Here is a 24,550-nt window from a genome sequence, read left to right as displayed (position 1 = left end):
CGGCTTACGGGACACCCGCTTACATGCAGTTTACGCTTACTCTTTGACGGCACCGAGCACGATTCCGCTGACGAAATACCGCTGCAGAAACGGATAGATCAGCATGATTGGAATCATCGAGACCATCACCTTGGCCGCATTGAGCAGCTGGCTCGACATATTCGACAGACGCTTAATCTCTTCCGGATCGGTGGTGTTCATGATCGAATTCACGCTGATAATCAATTGCTGGATATACGTTTGCAGCGGCCAGTTCTCCTTGTGGTTCATCAGGATCATCCCGTCAAAAAACGCATTCCAGTGGCCGACGACCGAGAACAGGGTGACTGTTGCCAGTGAGGGCAGGGAGATGGGGATATAAATCGTCACCAGCGTTCTCCACGCCCCCGCCCCGTCCATCCCGGCAGCCTCCTCCAGTTCCTTCGGAACGCCCTTGAAGAAGTTCATCAGCAGAATCACATTAAATACCGGAACGGCGGTAGGCAGCACAAGCGCCCAGATGGAATCGAGCAGCCCGTACGTATTGATCGTCATATACCACGGGATCAGCCCGCCGTTGAACAGCATACAGAAGATAACGAACCACATATAGATATTTCTGCCCGGAAAATGTTTGTTCGATTTCGATAAAGGATAGGCCATCAGCACCGTAACCAGCAGATTGACGACTCCTCCGAGCAGCACCCTTTTCACAGATACGCCAAAGGAAGTGAAGAAGCTCCGGTCACTGATGACCGACTTATAGGCCTCCAGATTGAAATCAACCGGCCAGAAGAAGACCTGACCCGACATGGCCGCCACCTTGCCGCTGAACGAAATAGCCAAGGTATTCAGTACGGGGGCCAAGGAGAGAAAAGCAATCACGGTTAGAATACAATAAATCACAATATCAACAGTCCGGCTGGTTCCACGGATCACAGCAAATCACCTCTGTCAGAAAATACGGTAGTTGGCAAACCGGGCAGCCAGACCATAGGAAGCGGCAATCAGCACAAAGCTTACGACCGATTTGAGCAGGCCTACCGCTGTTGCCAGTCCATACTGGATTTCAAGCAATCCTGAACGGTATACATAAGTATCAATGATATCCCCCGACTCATAGACAATCGGATTATACAGGTTGAGAATCTGCTCGAAGCCCGCATTCAGCACATTGCCGAGGCTTAAGGTCGCCAGCAGAATCACCGTGGTCATCAGACCCGGAATCGTAATATTGGTTAAGCGCTGGAACCGGTTTGCTCCGTCAATGGCGGCTGCTTCATACAGATTGGTGTTAATGGAAGTCAGGGCAGCGATATAGATGATCGTATTGAAGCCGAATTCCTTCCAAACATCGCTCGATACGATCACAAAGCGGAACCAGTGATTGCTCTGAAGGAACATAATCGGATCGCCGCCGAACCACTGGATCATCTGATTGATAATGCCGTCCAGACTGAGCAGGTTAATCAGCACCCCTGAGAGAATGACCCAGGACATGAAATGGGGCAGGTACACAATCGTTTGGATGGTACGCTTGAATTTAATATTCGCCACTTCATGGAACAGCAGTGCAAATACAAAGGGAACGGTCAATCCGGCAATGATTTTCATCAGTGCAATGCTCAGGGTGTTTCCGAGAATCAGCCTGCTGTCCGGCAGGCTGAACATATACTCAAAATTCTCCCAGCCCACCCATTCCGAGTGGAAGATGCCCAGCGTAGGCTGAAAGTCCTGAAAGGCAATCACGATTCCGAACATCGGAACTACACTGAATGCTATGAGCAGCAATATGCCGGGGAGCAGCATCAGGTGGTAATTCCAGATAGAAGCTCTGCTTCTCATGGTGACTCAACTGCCTCAGCAACCTCTTTGGTGATTTCTTCCCCTCCGATGCTCTTCCAGGTCTCCACGAACTTGTCGAATTCTTCAAGGGGAGAAGTGCCGGTAATGATTTTCAAAAAGGTCTCGTTTTCGAGTTTTTCCAGATTGGCTCCCTTTTTAAGCATCGCTTCCGTCTTGCCGTAGAACACAGGCTCCACCTTCACAATTTCTTTCGCTCCGGTGATGGAGGCGGCAGTATAGAAGGCCAGTGAATCGGCATAAGCCGGAATATCCTTTTTCGGATTTTCATTATTCTTCAAGACCGCCTTGACTCTCGGCAGGATGCGGGCCGGCAGATCGTCCAGCTTCTTATCCTTAATCACCTTCTCATAGATAGGAACATCGCGTGCCAGGGAATCCTGATAATCCAGCTGCACATTAATCGGATAATTTAGCCAGCCTACACCCAGATCCTTATACAGCTCCTGTGCAACCGGATCAATCAGGCGGATGCCTTCATACTCCACGCTGAGCATTTTCAAGGCAGCTTCGGGGTGCTCCGCCTTCTTGTTCACCACCATGAAGGTTCCTGACGGCGTGGAGGGTACGATATTCCGTTTGCCGTCCCCGTCCAGCGGCACAGCCAGCGGCACCCAATCCGCTTCCGGGTTGGCCTTCACCGCATCAGACAACGCCCAGCCTCCGAACCAGGGGGCAAACAGGATACCGGCACGTCCGCCTGATACCAGCCCGGCATTATCCTCGTATTTCCGGGTCAAGAACTCTTTGTCAATCAACCCGTCCGCATACATCTCTCTCAGCTCCGATAGCGCCTGCTTGGTCTCTGGCGTTGTGGAGCCGTAGATGATGTTTCCTCCCTCATCCTTGAACCAATTCTTCGGATAGGCATGATTGGCATTGAAGATCGGATCGAAGGTGAAGAAGCCGCCGTCTGCAACCACACTTTTATCGCCAAGCAGACCAACGGTATCCGCTTTCCCGTTACCGTCAGGGTCCTGCTCTTTGAACGCCTTAATCACAGTCTTAACTTCATCCATGGTACGGGGCGTCTCAAGCTTCAGCTTGTTCAGCCAGTCCTGGCGTATCCACAGGAGCTGATAATTGCCGTCGATGTTGGTATTGGGCAGCGCCATCAGCTTGCCGTCGATTCTTCCGGTGTTCAGCACCCGGTCTCCTGTGTAGGAATTGTAATAATCTTTAATCAGCGGCGAGGCATATTGATCGTATAACTCGGTCAGATCGGCCAGCATACCCGCTTTGGCCATTCTCTTGAACTGCTGCTCATCCACCACCAGAATGTCCGGCAGGGAATTGCTCGAGATCGCCAGGGTAACCTTCTGGTTATACGCATCCTGGTCTTCTACCGAGAAATCGTATTTCACCTTTACATTCAGGCGGTCCTCGACATATTTCAGATACTTGTTATTCTCCAGCGTATCTCCTGCCGGCAGGTTATTCCCCGATACGCCCTGTCTCCCCAGAGACACGGTAACGGGTTCTTCATATTTGCTGAAGGGTCCATCGTCCTCCTTGGCGGTGGCGGATGGTTCATTGCCTCCGGCATTCGTGGACTCACTGCCGGCGGGCGCAGCAACCTTCTCCTCCTTTGGACTGCTGCCGCAGGCCGCCAGCACTCCCAGCACCATTACCATGGACAGCAGCAAGGCCATAACACGAATTTTCTTCAATCTCATAGATGCCCCTCCCAAACTTTGTTATAAAACGCTTTCATGCTTACAGTTAAATTGTAAATTAGCCTGGAAGGGAGCGAAATCCCAAATTCTTTGGATACGCGTCAATTAATTTGGAAGTAAAAAGCACCCGCAGGTGCTCTCCAATAATTCGTACTATTATTCGTCCAGTATTTCACGATATTTTTGCGGACTGATGCCGTAATATTTTTTAAAGGTCTGGCAGAAGTAGGAGGAGCTCCAGTAGCCGGCATGTTCAGCGATATCGACGATTTTCATATTGGTGCTGTCCAGTAAATGCCTTGCCCGTTCCAGACGCTGCTGAGTAATGAATTTGATCAGGCTCTGCCCCGTTTCTTTCTTGAATAAATGGCTCAGGTAGCTGGGATTAAGCGATACGCGCCCGGCGATGACCTCCAGACTGATATCCTCCCTGAAATCCTTCTCCACAATCCGGATGACCTGCTGGACAATATGGCGTTTGCTCTCATCGGGAGCGCCGTTGTCCGGTTCTATTTCCGAGAGCGCCTGCAGCAGCACTTGCTTCACCCCGAGAATCGAATCGCTTTTGAAGATACGCTCTACCGTTTGCTGGAAATCCGCTTTCTGCCTGCGGGCTGATTGTTCAAACGCATTCCGCACCAGGTCCGAACAGAGATACTTAACATAGATTGCAGAAGATCCGCCGTTCCGGCTCAAGTGGCTGAACAGAAGCTCAATGCTTTTGGCTGCGCCTGCATATTCCCCATGGTTAATGAATTGGTTGATATCCGCCATCAGCGTCTCGGTGCTGACAAGCTCCGGGACACGGCCCGCCAGATCATCTCCGGCAAACAGTACCACCGTATCTTCAAAAAAGAATTTGTAGTCCAGCGTCTGCTCCATCTGCTCATAACACGCCGAAACCTCCTGCCAATCGGAGATCACGGGGCTGTATACGATGCAGCAATACCGGTAAAAGCGTTCCGCGATCCGCTCCGCCAGCGCTTCACTCATCTCCCTGATCCTCTTCTGTCCGCCGCTGCCTGGGCAAGGGACCATAAGCACACTTTGATATTCATTCAGGTTCAGCAGCTCATATTCACCGGCTGTAAGCTGCTCTGCCGCTTGTTCAAATGCCTCGTAGCTGCGGTCAAAGAAACGCTCCTTGAAATCAATCAGCAGCAGAGCGGCCGGCTGCCCTCCGAACGGCAGGGCGGCATCATCCGCGATCACCTGAACCCCGTTCAGCACATCGGTCAGCCACTTCTCCCTCTCATACTCCAGGCCCTTTTGATACCCCTGCATCATCTCGGCAGTGCGGCGCTGCTGGGTGGCCTTATCCGCGCATTTCTGTATCACGCCTGACATCACCCCGGCGAACTCCTCAATATCAATCGGCTTCAGCAGATAGCTGGAAGCATTGGTATAGAGCGCCCGGCGGGCATAGTCAAATTCCCCGTAAGCACTGTAGATAATAATTTCCAGGGAGGGCTGCGCCAGGCTTGCCTGCTCCGCCAGCTCCAGACCGCCCATGAAGGGCATTTTGATATCTGTGAGCAGGATGTCCACCGGGTTCAGACGAAGATACTCCAGCGCCTTCTCCCCGTTCTCCGCTTCGGCAACCCGCAGCTCGTAGTTCATGTCAGCGATCAGCCCCCGGATGCCGTCCCGTTCAATTTTCTCATCATCCACGATCAATATGGTAAACATAGAGTTCCCTCCTGATGTCTGATAGAATCATAAGCAAACGTTATCATTTCATTGAAGCCTACACCATGAGGAGGTCCCGCCATGCGCCTGGCGTACCGCAAAGCCAATGCACTTTTGAATCAGCATATCTCAAATATCAGTGACGGACAAACCTCATTTCATATTCATTACTGGGGCTTCATGCCGAATCATTATAATAATTCCCTGCACCGCCATTCTTTTTTTGAAGTCTGTTATGTCCAGCAAGGCACCGGCTCTTACCAGGATGACGATGCGCTCTTCCCCCTGGAGCCGGGAACCCTGTTCTTCTCACGTCCGGGCATCTGGCACCAGATCCGCAGTGAGCAGGGGCTGGTCCTGTTCTTCATTGCCTTTGAAATCGACGAAGCCTTAAGCTCTGCGGACGGCCGCAAGCCGTTTCAGGAACTCGCCGCCGGAGGGCAGGCCATAGCCCCTCATGAAGCTGCCGCACTCTCTGCCCGAATCTGGCGGACCCTCTTCAGCCTGGCCGAGAGCGAAGCGGGGGTGTCCAGGCTGCCGATGAATCATCTGGCGCTTGCTCTGCTGCATTCGTTCCCGCAGGCGTTCTCCCCCGAACCCCATCTGCAGGCCGGGGCAATGAAGGAGGACAGCGGGGAACACCGCCATTTGGAACGGGCCAAGCGCTATATCCGCGACAATCTGTCCTCCCCGCTGCACATGGCCCAAGTGGCCCTGGAACTGGATATCTCTCCACGCCATCTGTCGAGGATCTTCCAGGCATGCCTGGGCCAGACTTTCGTCCATTATATTCAGGAACGAAGAATCCAACAAGCCAAGGATTTGCTGCTGCACACCGACTACCCTATCAAAGATATCGCCGAGCGCTGCGGCTTCGAGTCTGTGCACTATTTCACCCGCGTATTCACCAAGCAGCTTGGTGTCTCCCCCGCCCGGTTCCGCAGAGCGCAGTTTGCAGACGGAAGACAGAACCTGAGCTAATCAACGCCAAATGTCCGGATTGTACAAAAAATTAGACGCCGTATTCAAAGATAATTCCGCAAGGACTCCTTACAATGGTTGTAAACCCTTAGAAGGAGTGAGTTCCCCATGTTTGTTAAACGACCAGTCAACCTTGTACGCAGCCCCATTCCTGTTCCGCAGGACGACATCCCCTTGGCTGCTCCTCCCGCAGTGCTCCGGGAAGGCTATTCAGCGATTGCCGCTTCCCTGCTTCAGCTCGCCAGTGAGAAGGGAAGCGGCAATCTGTATGTTGCTTTTGACGGAACCCACGGCGCCCCGTTTCAAACCGTTCTGCAGCGAGCAGTGGATGCGCTTGAGCAAGCGGGCCATTCAGTGTCCCTCATCGGCTCGGGCAGCTATCTCAAGTCAGGCGAAGAGCTGCGGGAGTTTTTTGCCGCCAATATTACGGATAACCGCGCCTTCGGCTATTTCACTGACGGAAGTATAGAGGATTATTTCCGAGACGGGGCCAGGGAAGAAGCCGCCCGCAGGCTGGATGAGGCAGAGCCGGGTGCGGATTCGGCTGCATTCTGTATCGTTTTTGGCCCGGGGGCTTACTGGCTTGGAGAGGGGCGGTTCGATCTTTCCTTCTATCTGGATGTCTCGCGTGAATACCAGCAGGCCGGCCACCGGCAGGAGCTGCTGAGTTTCGGCCTCAACTGGAACCGGGATGCGGTGGAGAAATATAAAATCGCCCTGTTCGTCGAATGGCCTATTCTCGAAACCTACCGCAAACAAATCCTGGATCAAATGGACTACTACATCGACCTGAATCAGCCGAAGCAGCCAGTCATGACTGCCGTGCCGTCCCTGCGCCGGATGATCTCGGATATTGCCGGGTCGCCGCTGCGGGTGAAGCCTTTTTATGCACCGGGGGTGTGGGGCGGACAATTCCTCAAACAGCTGGCCGATCTGCCGGAGGATTGGGTGAACTGCGCCTGGAGCTTCGAGCCGATTGCCCCGGAGAATTCCATCCTTGTAGAGTATGAAGGCAAAGAGATGGAAATTCCGTTTCTGCTGGTCATGCAGCAGGAGCATCCAGCGATTCTGGGGGAACGTCTGACCGGCTTATTCGGCGATTATTTCCCGATCCGCTTCAACTATCTGGACACGATGGACGGAGACAATCTGTCCTGCCAGGTCCACCCCACGCAGGATTACATCCGCAGCCGGTTCAATGAATTCATGGCCCAGCAGGAATCCTATTACATTATGGAGCAGCAGGGGGATTCCGGGGTCTATCTGGGACTGACGGAAGACTGCCTACCTGAGCAGTTCCGCCATGAGGTGCAGAAGGCTCAGGAGACGGGCATCCCGCTGCCGCTGACCGATTATGTCAACCGTTATGAGTCCCGGAAGGGCGAGCTGTTCCTGATTCCGCCCGGAACCGTTCATTCCGCAGGCAAAGACAATCTGGTGCTGGAGATCTCCTCTACCACCTGGTGGTTCACCTTCAAAATCTATGATTTTCTGCGCAAGGACCTGGATGGCAAACCCCGGCCGATCAATATCGACTTCGCCTTCGACAATATTGACTTCACGCAGAAGACCGCCCGGGTTGAAGAGCAGCTCATGCCTTCGCCGGTGCTTCTGCAGCAGCAAGGGGAGAATGAAGAGTATGTGCTGGGACAGCGCAGCGATCTGCTGTTCTATGTCCACCGTGTTCATCTGAAGGATACCTGGAAAGACGATACGCGTGGCGAAATGACCATGTATAACCTCGTTGAAGGAGAGTCTGTACGGATTGTGTCTGCTGCGGACGAGGCGGTATTTGTGGAGCTGCATTATGCGGAATCGTATATTCTCCCGGCTGTACTAGGGGAATACACCATCGTCAATACCGGTTCCGGCCCCTGCAAGCTGATCAAGGCCGGTGTCTCCGCAGCATGGGATGTGAGTCTCCTTGAGCCGTGATATCGTACTCGCGCTGGATGTGGGCGGAACCTTTATTAAGACCTGCGTGCTGGAGGACGGCCTTCCGCTGCAAGGCAGTGACATGGAATTCCCCGCCCTGGCTGACCTGGACCGGGAAACGATCCTTGACCATTTCATGTCTATCTTTCAGGCCCAGTACAACCTGTATCAGCATAGGTACCCGGACGCTGTAACGGACTGCCGCTATCATATCGGGATGGCTTTTCCCGGCCCGTTCGATTACAGGCAGGGCGTCTGTCTGATCCGGGGGCTTGGCAAATTCGAGGCGATCTACGGGCTGAATCTGGGCCAAGCCTTACGCGCACGCTGGCACGCTGGCAGCTCCCGGGAGGCCGGCACGCTGCCGGACATGGATATCCGCTTCGAGAATGACGCCCGCCTGTTTGCGCTGGGAGTCAGCGCCGAATTCCCGCGTAAGCGGTTCATGGCCTTGACGCTAGGAACCGGCCTCGGTTCCGCCTTCATCGACAACTCCCGGATCATGGAATCAGGGCCGGGCATCCCGCCGAACGGCTGGCTGTATGACCAGCCTTATCTTGACGGCAGGGCGGATGATTGGTTCTCCAGGAGAGGCATCCTGAAGCTGGCCCGTGAAGCGGGGATTGGGGAGGCTGGGCTTCCGGGAGCGAACATGGATGTGAAGGAGCTTGCCCATGAAGCCAGAGAGGGGAATGCTGCCGCGCGCGGGGTATTCGCCGAATTCGGAGCCCGGCTCGGGGAGCTGCTCCAGCCTTACGTGGACGGTTACCGGCCGGACTTCATCATGCTGGGCGGGCAAATCTCCAAAAGCCATGATCTGTTAGGCCCTGCCTTGCTGAACCGCTTGCAGAGGTCATGCTCCCCCGCCTTGACGGTCCGCACGGCGGAGCATGTACTCGCGTATACCTTCCGGGGCATTGCCCGGATGTTCAGTGAGGGATAGGCGGGGCATCGTCATTGCTTCGTCATGAGCTTCGCGGCGAGCTTCGCCGCAAGCTTGACCATGTGCTTTTGCCGTGTGCTTCGCGGCTAGCTTCGCCATGCGCTTCGTCGTTGCACCCGTCCAGCTTAGGATCACAAGTGGAAATACGTAACTTAAATTGACCATTTCCGAGGGATGGACGGAAGCAAGTGGATAAACTACATCTGCTATTGTGCGTTTTCGCTGCTTGGGGTGAAATCGGAGAATTTAAGTGCTGTTTATACAACTGTTGCCGCCGCAGGTTCCCATCGTCCATCAGTAAGTGTACAAAATCCAACTATTTCCGGTATCGTGCCAGCGAGAAATAGTTGGATCATGGTGAGGGCGCTACCCTACGGAGAGCCTTCCCTGAACTTGGCCGGAGTGACTCCATGGTAATTACGAAACGTCTGGATAAAATAGGTCGAGCTTCTGTAGCCCAGCTTCTTATAAATATCGACGATCTTCATATTCGTTGTACTCAGCAGCTCGACGGCTTTGTCCATTCTCACCTGCGTGATGTACCGGATGAGACTTTGACCCGTCTCCTTCTTGAACAAATAACTCAGATAACTGGGGGTCAAATAGACCCTCTCCGCGATGCCCTCCAAAGAGAGATCCTGATCGTACTCCTTGTCGATTACATCTGTAATGGTCCGGATCAGCTTAAGATTGGCGGCCTTCTTGGGGCTCGCTCCGCTGACGGTTTCCATGAGGGACAGGATCGCAAACATGTGATCCTTCAGATCCTGAAGGGAAACGGTCTTATGAATCTGGTCCAAGTAATGATTCATTTCCACAGGCTCATGGTTTTTCTCTCTCGTCACCACCTTTTTCATAATTTCCGAACAGATGAACTTGGTGTACAGGGACGAGAATTGCCCTTTGGTTCTCAGGTAGGTGAACAGCAGCTCTATACTGTATTTCGCACCGGTAAAATCGTTATACTCCAGACACTGGTAGACCTTATCCAGAATCGGATTCAATTCGATCTCGTCAAAGCCCGCTTGCTCAAAGGGTTCATCGGCAAATAGAAGGGTATACTCATCCATGAAAAATTTGAATTCCAGCATCTGCTCCATCTCGGTATAGGCATCATACAACTGTTCCGGCTGATTCACCGCTCTCCCGATCACCAGACCCACATTCAGCTCCAGGCTCCCGGCGGCGGCGCGGATAATCTGATCTCCAAGCAGCCTCAGCGTCTCTTTGGGGATGGGGCGGGGGTGCTTGACGAACAGCATACTTTGATGCTCGCTCAAGTTCACATAATCGAAGGCGTAGCTGAGGTTATCATGTAACAGCCTAATGAATTCATCATTGTGAATATCAAAAAACTTCCGGCGGCAATCCACCAGAATCATATGCAGCCAATGCTTGTGCTGGACATATTCCAGCAGTTCCGGGGACATCCAGGCCTCTGTATTGATTTTCACACCGTTTAGGGAGTCCAGCAGCATTTTCTCCTTCTCATACAGCAGCCCCCGGTTATATCCCTCCACCAGTTGTTCGTTCCGCAATTTCTCTGCCGCTTTGTCTTCACAGGCCCTGATCGCCTCGTTAATCACACTGAGAAACTCCGGGATATGAACCGGCTTGAGCAAATAATTCGATATGTTGGTCCGCAAGGCTCTTCTCGCGTATTCAAACTCATGGTAAGCGCTGAAGATGATCATTTCAATATCCAGACCCAGGCTGCTAACCTTCTCCGACAACTCCAGTCCATCCATAAAAGGCATCTTGATATCTGTAATCAGAATATCAATCCTGTGCTTCCCGAGGATCTCCAGCGCAATCTCGCCATTCGCCGCAAGGAGTGTCTCCAGCTCCAGATGGTGATCCTGTATCAATTGCTGAATGCCCTCTCTCTCTATGCGTTCGTCATCCACAATCAGAATACGGTACACAGCGCACGCCTCCCTTTTTTACACAAGTGGAAACAGCTATGCCGTCCTATTAGGGACGGCACCGTTTCAGCCAGAAATAGAAGGATAAGTTATGGTGTGAAACATATAATTTCTTATATTCCAAAAAAAGGGCTTCTCTATAAAAGATTCAGCCCTTCTTAAGCCCGCCGGAATTTATGTGGTTCTGAATGCAACCGTGCCTGCATTGGCACTGTGGCACAACTGAATAGCTTGTTCTGCCGTATCCGCTTCGCTTCCCCATTGCAGCATATACCGGAATTCGTAGAATCCCCCGAGGGTCGCCTTGAAGTTCGTCTCCCAGTAATTGGTCAGCACCCAGGCGTATAACGAGGTATGTCCGTTCTCTTCCTGTTGGCCCTGCACGAGTCTTGGGCCGTATTCCAAAGGCCCGGTCTGCATCAGCGGCGTATCCGGGGCCGCAATGGACAGCCCGCCTTGAGGGGATATAACCGCAAGCCCTTCCTGAATACAATAGAAATCCGTACAGGTGCCCGGGATCTGATCTACTCCGGGCCTTAGGACAGCCCCGGCCTTCTCGAACCACAGCTCACTGCTGCCGCCTGCACTAAAGGGGAGGGCGACGTACACATTCTCCGGGTCCCACACACTATCCTTGTGGATGCGGACAGAGATATCAACTCTCTTCCGGTCCTTGAACACCTTCAGGAATAACGAATAGTGGCTCATCCCTTGAACCTGATATTTCAATTCAATGATGCCATACACCGGGCCATTCGTTATTTCCTTCACGCCTGAGAGGAGCCCCTCCGACCGCTGAACATTCATACCTTTGCGGTTCCTGCCCATGATTCTACGCACGGTCATCTGGTCGTCACCGCCGCCGGGGGTCACTTCATACACCGGAGTGAAGGCTCCGTGAGCCTGACGGGGATCAATGAATTCCTGACCGGTTTGTTTATCCATCCAGGAGACGATGCCTTCTCCTGCTCTCCACGCAATACGTACGTAAGGCGATTCAATATGATTCTCCGTGATGAACAGCCGGGGGGTCTCCTCCTGCACAGGAGGGAAGATATCCCGGATATCATGAATCCGGTCGGCTCCCCGCAAGCGGGTGCTGCTCGTCGTCACCGGGACGGTCTTCGAGGCTTCCCGGATACGGAACCGCTTCTCTTCCTTTGCGCCCAGCTTGACCATGACCGCAATCTGGTATCCTCTGCTTACCTTCTCCTGCTGATGGTGGACCACTTCTCCACTCTGCTCATCGACCACCTCGAGCCCCTGCCGGAAATAATCCGCTTCCCACTGCTCCTCGAGATAGAAATGAGCCAGATCCTCAACGGGGTAATCGAAGGAATTGATTACTTTATAGGTGAATGCCCGGTCAGCCCGCAGCAGCACATCGCCCCGCGCCTTCAGTACCGCATCCAGCGAGGCATGAACCAGTCTGCTGGCATTGGCGGCATACGCCTCTTTGCGGACGGCCAGCTCCTGCACCATGATGTGCCAGGGCTCCGAGATGGAGGAGTGATATCCCCAGGTATGCTCGGCATACATCATTAACTGCTGCTCTGCATGGGCAATATCGCTTGCCGCCGCCAGCTTGCGCTCCGGGTCCAGCCGCTTGACGACGTCCAGGGTCCGCTGGGCATTCCTGAAGATCTGGGTGTGCATCGCGGTTGATGCCACGCCATCGGACCACCAGTCCGGCCAGTCCCCGCTATAGACAGGAATCTCGGCCTCCTGCTGCCGCAACAGGTCGAAGTACCGGTTAAGCGTTGTCATTTCAAGCTCAACACGGTCCCCGTGCTTCTCATTCCATTCCTTGATGAAGGTTATGATTCCGGGGTTCGGCGCCGAGTTATCCCGCAGCAGCCCCATGACATTCACCAATACAAAATCGTAGGGATACTGCTCCTTCTCCAGCTGATCCAGATAGCGGGCAATCCGGGTCTCGGCCAGCTTCCAGTGATCTTTAGAGATCCCCCATACCGGGTCTTCGTCTTTGATGGTATAAGACAATGCCCCATCCGGATTGATCCCCAGATCATTCCCCATCATGTAATGCTCGCCGCTCCATACCAGCAGGCGGTTGCCTTTGGGTGTCTCCCAATAAAAGGGGAATTGCTTGCGCCCGATGGCAAACATCCCGTGATGCGTGTGGATACTGGACAGCAAATTCTCGACTCCTGCATCTGCCAGAGCCTGTGCATAACCCCAGCTGTATCCGTTAATATCCGCGGTCATGGCCGACTTCACCTGAAGCCCCAGCGGCCGGGCGAAGTTCCCCGCCCTTGCAAGCATACTGCTGAGCAGCTCGAAATTGATCAGTTCCGTCATATTCAAGTAGGTGCCCGACAGCTCAATATCCCCGCGTCTGAGCGCGGCTGCAAATTGTTCCTTTTCCTGTTCCGTGGCTTCCTCCAGAAACTTCTCCACGGCCCAGAAGGTTTCGCAGGTCCATTTAAAGCCCGCCCATTCCTTACGGTCTTCCGTCTGAGCCGCCTCGCAGATCGCAATGGCCTGCCTGATAAAGTCCACGTGATATTGCTCGATCTTCTCTTGCCGCTCGGTGTAGCCAATATCCGTATGAGAATGATGAATCACATAAATCGTCCATTTCTTCTTGTTGTTCATGTTTGATTCTCCAATCAATATGGCATTTTATTTTTTACATTTTTATTATATCCAGCAGGCCAAATGGAAGGATATCCTACTTTTTTTTGAATCATATCAGATTTTTGAGGCTTGAGTGATATCAGGCAGTCCCCACACTTCAAGCTCATAGATCCGCGCCTGAAAATCATTCTGGGCCGGATAAGTAATATATAGTCTGATGTATCTGAACGAACAGCCGTCAGCCTCATGCACGGTTAAGACAGACTCATTATTCCGTACAGCCGCTATCTGCTCCCACTGCTCTGTGTCGTTGCTTCCCTGAAGCTCATAATCCATCGTGATATAGCCGGGGGCAGGCGAATGCCTGATCACAACTCTCAGAATATCTCTCTGCTTCAGCAGATCCAGCAGCAACCAATGGACGGGCTGGGCGGTGTCCGAATGCCAGGAATCCGTGACCCAGTTCTCCGACCTGCCATTCACCGCCTGGCTGGCTTGACAGACGGTCTCCGGGTCAAGGCTATACTCACTGTCCGCAGACACCTCAGCGCAAGCCGCATAATTCGTCCAGGCCTGTGCGGCATTGTGAGGTTCCTGCTCCTTATGGTGATGGGCGAGCAGCTTACCGAGCATAGAGAACAGCTCCGTATCCAGTTGGCTAATCTCCACTGTAAGCTGAAGAATTCTATCCGGCGGCAGCAGCTTCCGTCTCAGCGTATCCGCATGGAAGCTGGAGATCAGATGGTATCTGAATTTGATATATTGATCCCGGAACCCGCCGAATATCTGCCCCCATTCTTCATGAGAGGATAACCAGGGCAGCGCCTTCTCGAAGATATCGAACATGATGATAGCCGAGCCGTGATAACTCCTGCGCATGGTTTCAAATTCAACCGCAACGGCATTTGCGTCATTGAGTCCATCCATAAGAGAGACATTGTCATTGAAACGTTCCACGGCTTCGATCAAATGACTGGAACGATTTTTATTGGACTCCACGAAATCCTCAACCAGCTCCAGATAGCTGTGAATCTCCGGTTCGCCTATTTTCGCTACACTGAACAGCTTGTTATAACAATAATTCCTGATTTCCTTAAAAGAAGCATTGGATTTATTCCAGATATCCGCTATCAATTCCTCGGTCAGCTGCAGCTTGAAAAAAGGCTCCCCCTTCATCACATTCAGGGTTACCTCCTTGTTCAGCTGATTCTCCCGGATCACGATCAGTCGTCTGGCTGAATCATATTCCGTGATTAACACGGCATGATCGTCAATGACCGTCCTGTATTGGCTCAAAAAAAACAGATCGTTGTAGTTGGCAATCATCACGACCGGGCACTGCTGATCAATGTTCATGCGAATCGCAGACAGCAGCCCAGCAGCATCCAGGACCTCAGTCACCTTAAGGGTCAAGCCGAGCTTGTTAAGAATGCTGCGTCTGGAGGCCACCCAGTCCCCGTCCGCTGCCTCTCCCCAATTCATCATGACGGCATACAGGAAGGTATAGTAGAAATAATTCTCATACTGATGAAAGCCCGCAGCACCCGCCATGGGCAAATCCACGCAATTGGAGTGCATGGTCCGGTAGCCCTCGCTGTAATAGTCCATCTCCAGGGCTACTAACATACGAGATCCTGTGAATCAATATATTCTCTCCACTTCTGAAGACTGTATAGTTTATCTATATCGAGAAATTCCGGGCTTACCTCTATTGAGAAATGCTCTTCCAGGACCACCGCAAAATGAATAAACAACAAAGAATCCATGCCATAGCTTCGCAAATCCGCGTCCATACCTGCATTCTTCAGACGGGGAGAACCGCCGGGCAATTGAGCGAGCAGCTTACGAATCTCCTGTTCCCGGTCATCCATAATTCACAGCCTCCCCGTCCGGTCTTTCTTCCATGCCGGGCTGTTCAAGATGCTTCTTCCTGGCCATCTCATAGATGGCGTTCATAGTTGCCACTCGTTCATAGGATTCGGATAAGGGGATATTCTCTCTAGTGCCTCCAAGCACCTCAGCCAAAAACCGGAGCTGGTTCACATAATAATTCTGCGGAGAGTATACAAGCTTGTCTGTTGTTCCCGCTTCCGTATGTTCAACCTGAATGATGATCTTGTAATCCCCATAACAAGGCTTGAAAAAGCCGCTGATCCTTACCCTGGCCCGCTCAAACTCCAGCCAGTGGGTGGCATTGTTCGGCATTTCAAAGGAACCCAGGAACTCTGCCTCGACGCCCCCCTCATATTGCAACGATGCATGAAAGGTCCAATCACATTGATTGACACCGGAGAAGGTCGAGAATCCGTCCAGTGTCTGCGGCTTCAAGCCGATGACCTTTTGAATAAACTGCAGCCAGTACGAGCATTCGTCGATGAAGCAGCCGCCGCCGTACTCCGGCTTGAACCGGTAATTATCCGCGCTGTAGTTGCTTTGCAGAATTTCAAAGGAGATCCGGGTTTTGATCTTTGTCAGTTTGCCGTAGGTTTCTGCTGCTATCATGTCTGTTATATCCTGCTGCCAGGAATGATGCTGGACCATTAGCGCTTCAAGGACATGCACACCCTGCTCCTTCGCCCGTTCATTGATGAGCAGCACCTCATCGGCATGCAAGGCCATCGGTTTCTCAATCAAGACATGCTTGCCAGCCTCAATCGCCTTCAGCGTCCATTCCTTATGCAGGAAATTGGATAACGGAATATAGACCACATCAATGTCCGCCGACTCCAGCAGCTGATCGTAGCTGTCAAACACATGCGGAATCTGATGCTTCAGCGCATAGGCTGTAGACCGGTCCAAATCACGCGACGCTACACCATAAGTTACAAATTGATCAAGCTCCCTGACCGGGTTAATGATCGAGAATGGAGCGATTGTGGAGCAGCCCAAAATTCCAATACGATATGGCTTCTGAATATTCATATCCTTACCTCCTGTGATTCCGGATATCTAGCCGCCTGAGCTGTTGTAATTACGAATCGCTTTGGACCAGATCCATCTCGTGATTCCCAGCAACAGGATGGGAGACAGAATAGCCCAGAGGAAGAGGCCCGGATGTAACCGGTCCAGCACGAATAAGGGTGAGAAGTTAGTAATCAATAGAACCGGAATAATAAATATCCCTATACGCTGAATCCATTTGGAGTAGATCATCATTGGCATGTTATTCAGCTCGAACAGGCCGTTTGAGATGTCATTGACAGCAGCAATCTGAATGAACCAGAACGATAATAACTGCGGGATCAGGAACAAGGTGTAGGTTACGAACAGTCCCAGCACGAGGAAGAAGATGAATCCGCCTATTGAAGCGGCATCGGCCGGAAGCCCCAGTCTTCTCCAGCCCACCACAACCATGGTCACTCCGCCCAGCACATTCGGAATCGCCAGCCCAAAGTCAACATTCCGTAAGGTCATCATAAATTGCAGGGAAATCGGCTTGGTTAGCAAAATATCAAGTGACCCGGTTCTTACATGCTCCGGGATCTGCACGAAGTTGATGGCAAATAGTCCCCAATATATCCCCGTCATCAAGGTATAGGTGCCAATAAACAGCAATATCGCATCAATGGGCACGCCATCCAGCGTTAATCCTGCCTCATAGACAATAATCACATACAGGAATTTGGCGAACAGATAGGAGGTCTCCACCAGCAGGCCCATCAGGAAGTTAACTCTATACTCCATTTGGGACATCAGGGAATTTTTGATGAACAAGCTGTATATGAAACCGTACTTCCGGAGTGATCTAAGCATCGGGTTCCCTTAACCCCCTACGGCAATATATTTCTTGATCGCCACTCTCCAAATATAGCGCGTAAGCAACAGAAGGAGTCCAATCCATAGCAGTTGCAGCTCTATCACATGCAGCGCCTGGAGCAGGGTCAGCTTGCCATTGATTAAATTCACCGGCATGTAGATCGTATACTTGAACGGCAGGTAATCGAAGACAGCCAGCCATGTCGCCCCAAAAATATCGAGCGGAAAAATCCCGCCGCTAAATATCTGAATCAATAACGCTGTAACATGAAAAAAGTAAGAGACATCGGTTAACCAGAAGGCAATCGCGCTGACCGAGAAGGAGATCATGAAGTTAAGCACAACCGCCAGCATAAGCACGACACCAAAAACCAGTATACGCGATACGCTGATTGGCGCCTTGAAGTAATAAACCATAAACAGCACCACGCCCAGCAGCAGGATTAACGTAATGACAAACGAGAGGACCTTCCCGCCAAGGTAGACACATATTTTATAAGGAAAATAACCGATCGGCCGCACCAGATATTTATTGAGCCCCCCGCTCTTGATATCATGGTTAATGTCATATTCCAGACCCGTAGCCACCAGCCGCGAGATCAGGGCAGCTACGATGGTGTAGACGATCATCTGCTGGTAAGTATAGCCATACAAGTTCATATTAGAGGCATGGCTATAGACCGCCTTCCACAGGAAGAGCTGGATGAAGATCGGGAAGAAGAGACTGGCAAAACCCATAAAAAAGTTAAAGCGGTATTCCATGGAGTTCTGGATTCCCAGCGAAAAGCTGACGGCAAATTTATTGTTCATCCGCGCGGCTCCGGCTGTTCATATAAACGTGCAATGGCTTCCTCCAGAGGAATGTCCTCCAGATTCAGATCAATGACGGGAAAGTGATCCATGGCCATTCTGGAATACTCCTTGAACTTCGCTCGCTCCACTTCCAGAATGACGTCATAGCCGCTATATTCTTTGATAGAACCCATAACGGCCAGATCCTTCCGCTCGACGATGGCCGAGAACGTCAGCTTCATTCGTTTTTTCTCATTCATGACCTCATTGATCTTGCGGATCTCCCCGTCATACACCAGCTTGCCCTGATTGATTACGATGGTCCGCTTACAGAGGTCTTCAATATCCTTCATATAGTGGCTCGTAAGCAGCAGAGTCGTGCGGAATTCATGATTGTAGGCCTTGAGGAACTCACGGATGTTCTTCTGAGAGACCAGATCCAGGCCTATCGTCGGCTCATCCAGAAAAATAATTCTCGGCCGGTGCAGCAAAGCAGCGATCAGCTCCATCTTCATCCGCTCACCCAGGGACAGTCTTCGGACCTGTACATGCAGCAGGTGCCTGACATCCATCAGCGTCACTAACTCGTCAAGTGTCTCCTTATACTTCTGATCGCTGATTTCATAAATACACTTGTTTAAATACAGGGAATCGCTTGCCGGCAGATCCAGCCACAGCTGGTTTTTTTGGCCCATGACAATGGAAAATTGCTTCTTGAAGTCATTTTTCCTCTCCCAGGGCGTGTAGCCCAGCACCTCCGCACTGCCATCAGTCGGATAAAGAATACCGGAGAGCATTTTCAAAGTGGTGGTTTTGCCTGCTCCGTTCGGACCCAGAAAGGCAACCATCTCGCCTTCGTTAATATCGAATGAGACCTTATTTACTGCATCCTTGGTTAATTTCTCCCTGTGGAACAGATTCTTGACAGAGTTTCTGATTCCCGTTTCTTTTTTGTAGTAGTCAAAGGACTTGCTCAATTGATCCACATGAATGACCATACCGGCATCCCTACTTTGCAATGGTTATCAATCTGATGAACGGGCTGTACCTCCGGATATGCTCCGGCTGCAGACCAAATATATTCTGTGCCTGCACTTCCGCAGCGCTATCCAGCTCAACAAGCTCCTCTGCGGACAGTTGAAAGAGTTGATACTGATACTCCTTCAAAAACCGGAATACATCACTTATCGAATTCCCGAACCGTAAAGCCAGAACTTCCGTCGCTTCCAGCATGAGCATGGGCTTCTCATGATGCTGTAAATACTGTTCCATTCCCTGTAATGCTTTTAATTCGCCGCCTTCAATATCGATTTTGATCAGGTCAATATGGCTGATCTGCTGCAACTCAATGTACGTATCCAGCGTTTGCACCCGGCAATGGTAGGTTTCATGCTGCAAGGCCGGGTCAATGATTAACGCAGCATCCTCAGATCCGCTTTGTACAGGCAGATAGATCTCGGCTTCCCCGTTATAGTCCGACAGCGCAAGCTGATTCAACACTACATTCTGCAGCTTATTTAATTGGATGTTTCTTGCCAGTTCAGAGAAGGTAGGGCTTACCGGCTCAAAGCTATGAACTCTGCCCCCAGGCCCCACCGCTTGTGCGAATAACGTGGAATACCATCCATAATTCGCCCCGATATCCAATACTTCAAATCCTTCACGGATCAGAATAGACAATAACCGGCTCTCTTCCCGCTCGACATATCCATCCCGCATCAGGAATCCGAGACTGTTCACATGCCCGAGATCCCAATGAAACCGTCTCCCATCTGTAAGCCTGATCCGGGTCTCATCCTTATGAATCTCAATCTGCTCCACCTGCTCTTTAAGCGCCCGTCTAAGCAATTGGACAGCCTCGACCCTCTTCTCCCAAAACATCCGCTGGATCTGCTCATACCTGGTTTCTTCCGGCATCATCGGCCTCCTGTTGCATAGGAATGTAAATAAGCCAGCTCATCCTCCGCAATCTGCTTCAATTGTTTCACGGTAGCGGTTAACCCTCTGTCCATATTCAGGGTCATCTTCATAAAGCTCACTTCAAGCTTCCTCCAGGCTGAGCCGAGGTGAGCAACATCCATGGTGCTGCAGGTGCCGAAATGCCTTAACCGCGATAGGGCAATCGTGCGGATGCAGCCAAACTGTTGCTTGAACACAGGGTCATCCATTAAATTCTCCGGCTGCCTATAGGCTCCAACATCCATGATCCGTTCCGAAATCCGGTCAAAGGTGCGGGGGAGCAGCTCATCATAGGGCTGTGCAGTTAAGTAAGGCCGAATAGAGTTCAGGTCAGGCTTCAGGCTGAGGGGCGGGCTGATTTGGATAACCGGTTCACTGAAGGTGCGCCATGCCTGCTCCACGCAAGTTCTGTCGGCCAATAGGCTTTTTGCAAAATAAGGATCTGTAACTCTCAGGCTCTGATCGTCTGCCGCTTCAGCCAGCACATAATGCAGCATATGGCCCTTCCCGTAAAATTCCTTCATGTAGGCCACATAATAAGCGTCCACCGGCAGCAGATACATCCGTCCACGATCCACCGAGTCTAAACGGCAAGGCTTGCATTCAACCCCATAAGAGCGCCGGATGAAGTTAAACAGTTCATTCACAGGCACCGTACTGTCGAACCAGTCATAGCCTGCATAATAATTAATGGAGAAATTATACCTGTACAGCGGATTCGGATCGGCATGATGGACAGACAGCCACAATGTAACCGCATTCAACAAACAATCATAGGGGCCAAAGGGAACTGTCCAATCCGTCAGTTTGCGGCTCACAGCGGAATTCTTCGTGATAGCCTCCATCCCTATTTTCCGTGAAGATACAGCAGAATGCATTTGGAGCATACCGGCATCAGGCCGCATTGCAGGGTTTCCCGTACCCTTTCAAAATTGTCGCCATCCCATATCTCTTTGAGATCCTGATCGGCCAGATTCCCCAGGGAGAACTCCGGAAATAATTTGCACGCACTGACTTCACCGTCAGCCAGCACATCCAGTCTGGTGCGGATCGACAAGCATTGCGTTTTATTCTGGGCAGGCTTCTCTGAACCGAGTACAAAGTCCCGTACTTCATCCAGTTCGAGCGCGGGCTGATACCGTGTTCTTAAATTCCAGGTTCGCTGGTTAATTCTCTCCATCTGCGCAAGCAACGGATCGATCCTGTCGGGCGAAATTTTATATTTAAACGAATGCCAGCTGTTGCGGTGCCCTTCCTCCAGATCATCCGCCAGCCACTTGAAATGCTCGTTGAAATAACGGTCCATCTTATTCGACACTTCATCCGGCAAATACCACGGGAAGGTAATATATACCGAGTCAATCCCCTTTTGTTCAAAAAACTCCACAAAATCATACAGCTTATCAATCATGACATCGCTGATCGTCAGATGGATGGAGATTTTCCCCTGGTAGATGCCCTCCTTCTCCAGCTCCAGCAACTTATCAATGCCCGCCATCACCTTCTTGAAGGTGCCCTTTCCCCGGATCGCATCATTCTCTGCTTCGAAGCCTTCCAGACTGATCAGACAGACCAGACTTTTGGACATTTTGAGGATGGAATCCAGCTTCTCTATAATTTGAATGCCGTTGGTGCATAACACCGTCCATCTGGGGTCCTGCTCCAGCAGGTCGGCCAGTTCATTGAACCGGCTGTAGTACAGAGGCTCCCCTCCCCAAAGGAACATATTGGCGTTCGTTTCTTTGGTTTGCCGGAACACTTTTTCAATTACAGCGAAATCAAGCTCTTCCCTCTGCTCGGCTCTGCCCAAATCCCGATGATACCCCTCAGCGTTCCATTCAAAGCAATGCTTGCAGCGCAGATTGCAGCCATTGGTTAATTTAAGCCCGACCTCGACAGGAAGATTCGTAGAATACGTAGGGTTAAGGTGAACCTGTTTGTGCGTGACCGACATATGCTTAATGGTTTTCTTTAACCGTTCAAAGGAATCCCGGTCGAGCACTACCGATGTTTGCGGCTGTCTCATGAAAGCACCTCCCATAATTTAACACCTGAGTTTTATAGCTTTTTATGTTCTCACTACATGCCTCCAAAATCTCAAGCGGACAGCCCATACTCATCCAGTGCTCATATCTTATGCCAAAACCCAGCCGCTCCCATAGCTCGGCGTTGCAGGCTTCATGCTCACCCAGCGGCTCCAGGAAAATAATTGGAGTGAAGGATTCCAGCGAATCCAGCAGGGTTCCTCCGCCCGGCTTGCTGATAATAGCCTTCGAGTTACAGATCAGCTGATAGAAGCTATGCTTCACCCCGGTATCCTCGTTAAAGCGCTGATGGATCACTTCGCCGAACGGCGGCAGGGTATATTCATTCTCTTCATTCTTCATCCAGGGCGACCAGCCCGGCTTCACCATGTAGTAACGGTGGCCGGCTCCATAAGCCTGATTATCCGTGAGCTCATGAATGACGATGTTCAAATCCAGGGAGTGATTCAGCTCTGCTGCCGTCTCCTTGTAGGTCCCCATTCCCCAGCCGCCGCCATGGATGACGAGCCGGTTGTCACGTTCCTTATAGTCTTTAGGGGCAGCATGACCCATGGAAATAGTGTAATTCACCCGCCCAGCCGCCCCATCAAAAAGCCAGACATCGTTCACTGTAAATAGATCATTCCGGATATTGTTGGAATACAGCTTCCACGAAGGGGATATGACCGCATCCATATGAATCAGCTCCACATGGACATCCTTGCGGTAACTCTTCGTGTACTCTTCCAGAATGGGCATCCAAAACCCCGAGAAAACCATAAATACCCTCCGGTTCTCTTCAGCCCACTTGCCTAGAAGCCGGGTTACCAGCTGCGGGTCCAGATTCGGTGTGATATCCCTGATCATTCTGTGACCCAGCTTGGCTACATCAAACCTAGTAGAGAAAACCTTCTTGTTCTCGGTTAATTTCAGTCTTGTTTCGGGCGGATACAGGCTTTCCAGCACTTCCAGATCGGCCTCATAGTACCTGCTTAGCTCCTCACGTAACAGGACTGCGGGCGTATAGACTCCCAATGCGACAGATGAGCATAAAAGGGTAATCATTGGTCAGCTCCCTCTTTTCACAATAAAGACGGGTCAGTTATAAATTTTAATCGCCAGAGACTTCAAGACGTCCTTCACCCGCTGGACTAGAGTTAATGCTTCACTTATATCAGAAGCATAGGGAGCAGCTACATAAAGCTTCCCCTTCCGCCAAACAGACTCCGCCTCAGTAAATACGGTATTGCCGGAGCCGAACAGCGTGTTTGCACCCAGCGGAATAATTCCTTGCCTGTTCTCTTGCGTAAACAACAATTCGCCTGCTCTTAGAGCCTCCAGAACCTGCAGCATGGTCACCTCCGCAGCGCAGCCTGCCGAGATAAAGGTCAAAAAGCTGAACAAAGAATACTGCTGTAAATAGTTATTGAGATGATGATTAATCAGCCCCATGGACTTTCTGGCATTAATCTCAACGATGGGTACCAGCTCACCGCTTGCCAGCAGCATGGAATCTATACATACCTCTCCGTGATAGCCTGCCATGAACAAGTCCTTGCAGGCTTCTTCCATAATGCTGAAATAATCATTGTCCCGGAGAATCCGGGTAAACCCGGAACCGACAGGATAGGAGCCTACATAAGAGAAAGCTTCGTTTACCATCTTTTGAACAGAAAGGTATTGCACATCCCCCTGCGCTGTAATGAACAGCTGACAGGAGAAATCCTCCGTTTTATCAAGCAGGGGTTCAATAATGAATTGTGTTTGTTTGCCTCGATTCTCTTGCTCTTGCAGATAGGCCGCAATTCTCTTCAGCATTCTATCGCCCGAAATCAACATATTGCCCCGGCCTGAGACACCCAGAGGGTCCTTCACCAGCACTTGTCCAGTCCGTAGCAGCTCCGAGCCCAGGGCCAGCAGTTCCTCCGAGCTGTCAGCTATAGAGGACATATTGCGAATGCCCAATCTTTGTCTTAGTTCATGAGAATAGATCTTTGAATTCACAGCCCGAACTGTATCTAAGGAGGGAAACTGATTACCGACATTGAACCTGCGCACTAACTCACTGGTATCGGACAGAATAGAATAGGGAGAGAATAGAGCCTCTTGCGGGAGTACCTGCTGGTAGTAGCTTGCATCAGCCATTAGAAGATCAAACACATGCAGCCTGTAGTCATCCGCATGAAGAGGATTTCTGCAATGAACATTCGTGAAGGTATAGCCGAGCTGCGATAAATAGCTTCTAAGATGCTCGTCCATGGGCTGCCGGGTGAACAGAATATCTTGCTCCTTGCATAACGGAAACAACAATTCATCCATGCCCATCGTCACAGCTTGGCTGCTGTTCATAGAAGGAAGCATAGATCCATGCGGACTCCGCCACCACGCCTCGGAATCAAAGGTGCCTAAAACCACGGTTGACTTCAT

At 51.3% G+C, this 24,550-nt stretch carries 20 protein-coding genes; 3 read left to right on the top strand and 17 right to left on the bottom strand.

Features of this window, described 5'->3' with window-relative positions; translation table 11 throughout:
* Window positions 1–36: 36 nt before the first annotated feature.
* The 4 genes from NST69_RS09330 to NST69_RS09315 form a co-directional block, all read right to left on the bottom strand.
* Window positions 37–918: a carbohydrate ABC transporter permease gene (locus tag NST69_RS09330; protein ID WP_342549091.1), complete on the bottom strand. Its 882-nt coding sequence runs from the start codon at window positions 916–918 to the stop codon at window positions 37–39.
* A 15-nt stretch (window positions 919–933) separates the two neighbouring features.
* Complete coding sequence (locus NST69_RS09325) at window positions 934–1,824, bottom strand: ABC transporter permease subunit (protein WP_036725300.1); 891 nt, start codon at window positions 1,822–1,824, stop codon at window positions 934–936.
* Entirely contained in the window at window positions 1,821–3,518 is a 1,698-nt protein-coding gene (locus NST69_RS09320) for an extracellular solute-binding protein (protein ID WP_036725301.1), read from the bottom strand. Before NST69_RS09320 ends, NST69_RS09325 begins: the two co-directional genes overlap by 4 nt.
* 156 nt (window positions 3,519–3,674) lie before the next feature.
* On the bottom strand, window positions 3,675–5,207 hold the full coding sequence (locus NST69_RS09315; protein ID WP_342549090.1) for a helix-turn-helix domain-containing protein: 1,533 nt from the start codon (window positions 5,205–5,207) through the stop codon (window positions 3,675–3,677).
* Between the two features lie 81 nt (window positions 5,208–5,288).
* On the opposite strand from NST69_RS09315, the gene NST69_RS09310 reads away from it, so the two are divergent.
* From NST69_RS09310 to NST69_RS09300, 3 genes are all read left to right on the top strand, one after another.
* Window positions 5,289–6,188 (top strand): AraC family transcriptional regulator, encoded by a 900-nt coding sequence (locus NST69_RS09310; RefSeq protein ID WP_342549089.1) that lies wholly within the window; start codon window positions 5,289–5,291, stop codon window positions 6,186–6,188.
* Between the two features lie 108 nt (window positions 6,189–6,296).
* The gene (locus NST69_RS09305; protein WP_342549088.1) at window positions 6,297–8,123 is read left to right on the top strand and encodes a class I mannose-6-phosphate isomerase; all 1,827 of its coding nucleotides are present in this window, start codon (window positions 6,297–6,299) and stop codon (window positions 8,121–8,123) included.
* Window positions 8,113–9,066 carry an ROK family protein gene (locus tag NST69_RS09300; RefSeq protein WP_051478011.1) on the top strand — a complete coding sequence of 318 codons (954 nt, stop codon included), beginning with the start codon at window positions 8,113–8,115 and terminating at the stop codon, window positions 9,064–9,066. The genes NST69_RS09305 and NST69_RS09300 overlap by 11 nt, the downstream gene beginning before the upstream one ends.
* A 371-nt stretch (window positions 9,067–9,437) precedes the next feature.
* Here NST69_RS09300 and NST69_RS09295 read toward each other — a convergent pair whose 3' ends face one another.
* The 13 genes from NST69_RS09295 to NST69_RS09235 all read right to left on the bottom strand — a co-directional run bounded on the left by NST69_RS09295 (window position 9,438) and on the right by NST69_RS09235 (window position 24,550).
* On the bottom strand, window positions 9,438–10,991 hold the full coding sequence (locus tag NST69_RS09295; protein ID WP_036725307.1) for a response regulator: 1,554 nt from the start codon (window positions 10,989–10,991) through the stop codon (window positions 9,438–9,440).
* A 174-nt stretch (window positions 10,992–11,165) separates the two neighbouring features.
* Window positions 11,166–13,610 carry a glycoside hydrolase gene (locus NST69_RS09290; RefSeq protein WP_340979122.1) on the bottom strand — a complete coding sequence of 815 codons (2,445 nt, stop codon included), beginning with the start codon at window positions 13,608–13,610 and terminating at the stop codon, window positions 11,166–11,168.
* A 96-nt stretch (window positions 13,611–13,706) separates the two neighbouring features.
* The gene (locus NST69_RS09285; protein WP_342549087.1) at window positions 13,707–15,218 is read right to left on the bottom strand and encodes a discoidin domain-containing protein; all 1,512 of its coding nucleotides are present in this window, start codon (window positions 15,216–15,218) and stop codon (window positions 13,707–13,709) included.
* A complete protein-coding gene (locus NST69_RS09280) occupies window positions 15,212–15,463 on the bottom strand; it encodes an acyl carrier protein (protein WP_036725312.1) in 252 nt (83 codons plus the stop codon). The genes NST69_RS09285 and NST69_RS09280 overlap by 7 nt, the downstream gene beginning before the upstream one ends.
* A complete protein-coding gene (locus tag NST69_RS09275) occupies window positions 15,456–16,514 on the bottom strand; it encodes a Gfo/Idh/MocA family oxidoreductase (protein ID WP_342549086.1) in 1,059 nt (352 codons plus the stop codon). Before NST69_RS09275 ends, NST69_RS09280 begins: the two co-directional genes overlap by 8 nt.
* Before the next feature lie 27 nt (window positions 16,515–16,541).
* Window positions 16,542–17,345, bottom strand: coding sequence for an ABC-2 family transporter protein (locus tag NST69_RS09270; RefSeq protein ID WP_342549085.1), 804 nt, complete (start codon window positions 17,343–17,345; stop codon window positions 16,542–16,544).
* Window positions 17,346–17,354: 9 nt separating this feature from the next.
* Window positions 17,355–18,158: an ABC-2 family transporter protein gene (locus NST69_RS09265; protein ID WP_342549084.1), complete on the bottom strand. Its 804-nt coding sequence runs from the start codon at window positions 18,156–18,158 to the stop codon at window positions 17,355–17,357.
* Complete coding sequence (locus NST69_RS09260) at window positions 18,155–19,138, bottom strand: ATP-binding cassette domain-containing protein (RefSeq protein ID WP_339257414.1); 984 nt, start codon at window positions 19,136–19,138, stop codon at window positions 18,155–18,157. Before NST69_RS09260 ends, NST69_RS09265 begins: the two co-directional genes overlap by 4 nt.
* 10 nt (window positions 19,139–19,148) lie before the next feature.
* A complete protein-coding gene (locus tag NST69_RS09255; protein ID WP_340979117.1) occupies window positions 19,149–20,060 on the bottom strand; it encodes an FkbM family methyltransferase in 912 nt (303 codons plus the stop codon).
* The gene (locus tag NST69_RS09250; RefSeq protein WP_342549083.1) at window positions 20,057–20,917 is read right to left on the bottom strand and encodes a hypothetical protein; all 861 of its coding nucleotides are present in this window, start codon (window positions 20,915–20,917) and stop codon (window positions 20,057–20,059) included. The genes NST69_RS09255 and NST69_RS09250 overlap by 4 nt, the downstream gene beginning before the upstream one ends.
* Window positions 20,918–20,946: 29 nt before the next feature.
* On the bottom strand, window positions 20,947–22,125 hold the full coding sequence (locus NST69_RS09245) for a radical SAM protein (RefSeq protein WP_342549082.1): 1,179 nt from the start codon (window positions 22,123–22,125) through the stop codon (window positions 20,947–20,949).
* Window positions 22,079–23,188, bottom strand: coding sequence for a hypothetical protein (locus NST69_RS09240; RefSeq protein WP_342549081.1), 1,110 nt, complete (start codon window positions 23,186–23,188; stop codon window positions 22,079–22,081). Before NST69_RS09240 ends, NST69_RS09245 begins: the two co-directional genes overlap by 47 nt.
* A 33-nt stretch (window positions 23,189–23,221) precedes the next feature.
* Window positions 23,222–24,550, bottom strand: a complete 1,329-nt coding sequence (locus tag NST69_RS09235; protein WP_342549080.1) for a hypothetical protein — start codon at window positions 24,548–24,550, stop codon at window positions 23,222–23,224.

The sequence above is a fragment of the Paenibacillus sp. FSL P2-0089 genome, assembly GCF_038595095.1.
GTDB classification, from domain to species: domain Bacteria; phylum Bacillota; class Bacilli; order Paenibacillales; family Paenibacillaceae; genus Paenibacillus_AQ; species Paenibacillus_AQ silagei.
This window is presented reverse-complemented; position numbering and strand designations above follow the sequence as displayed.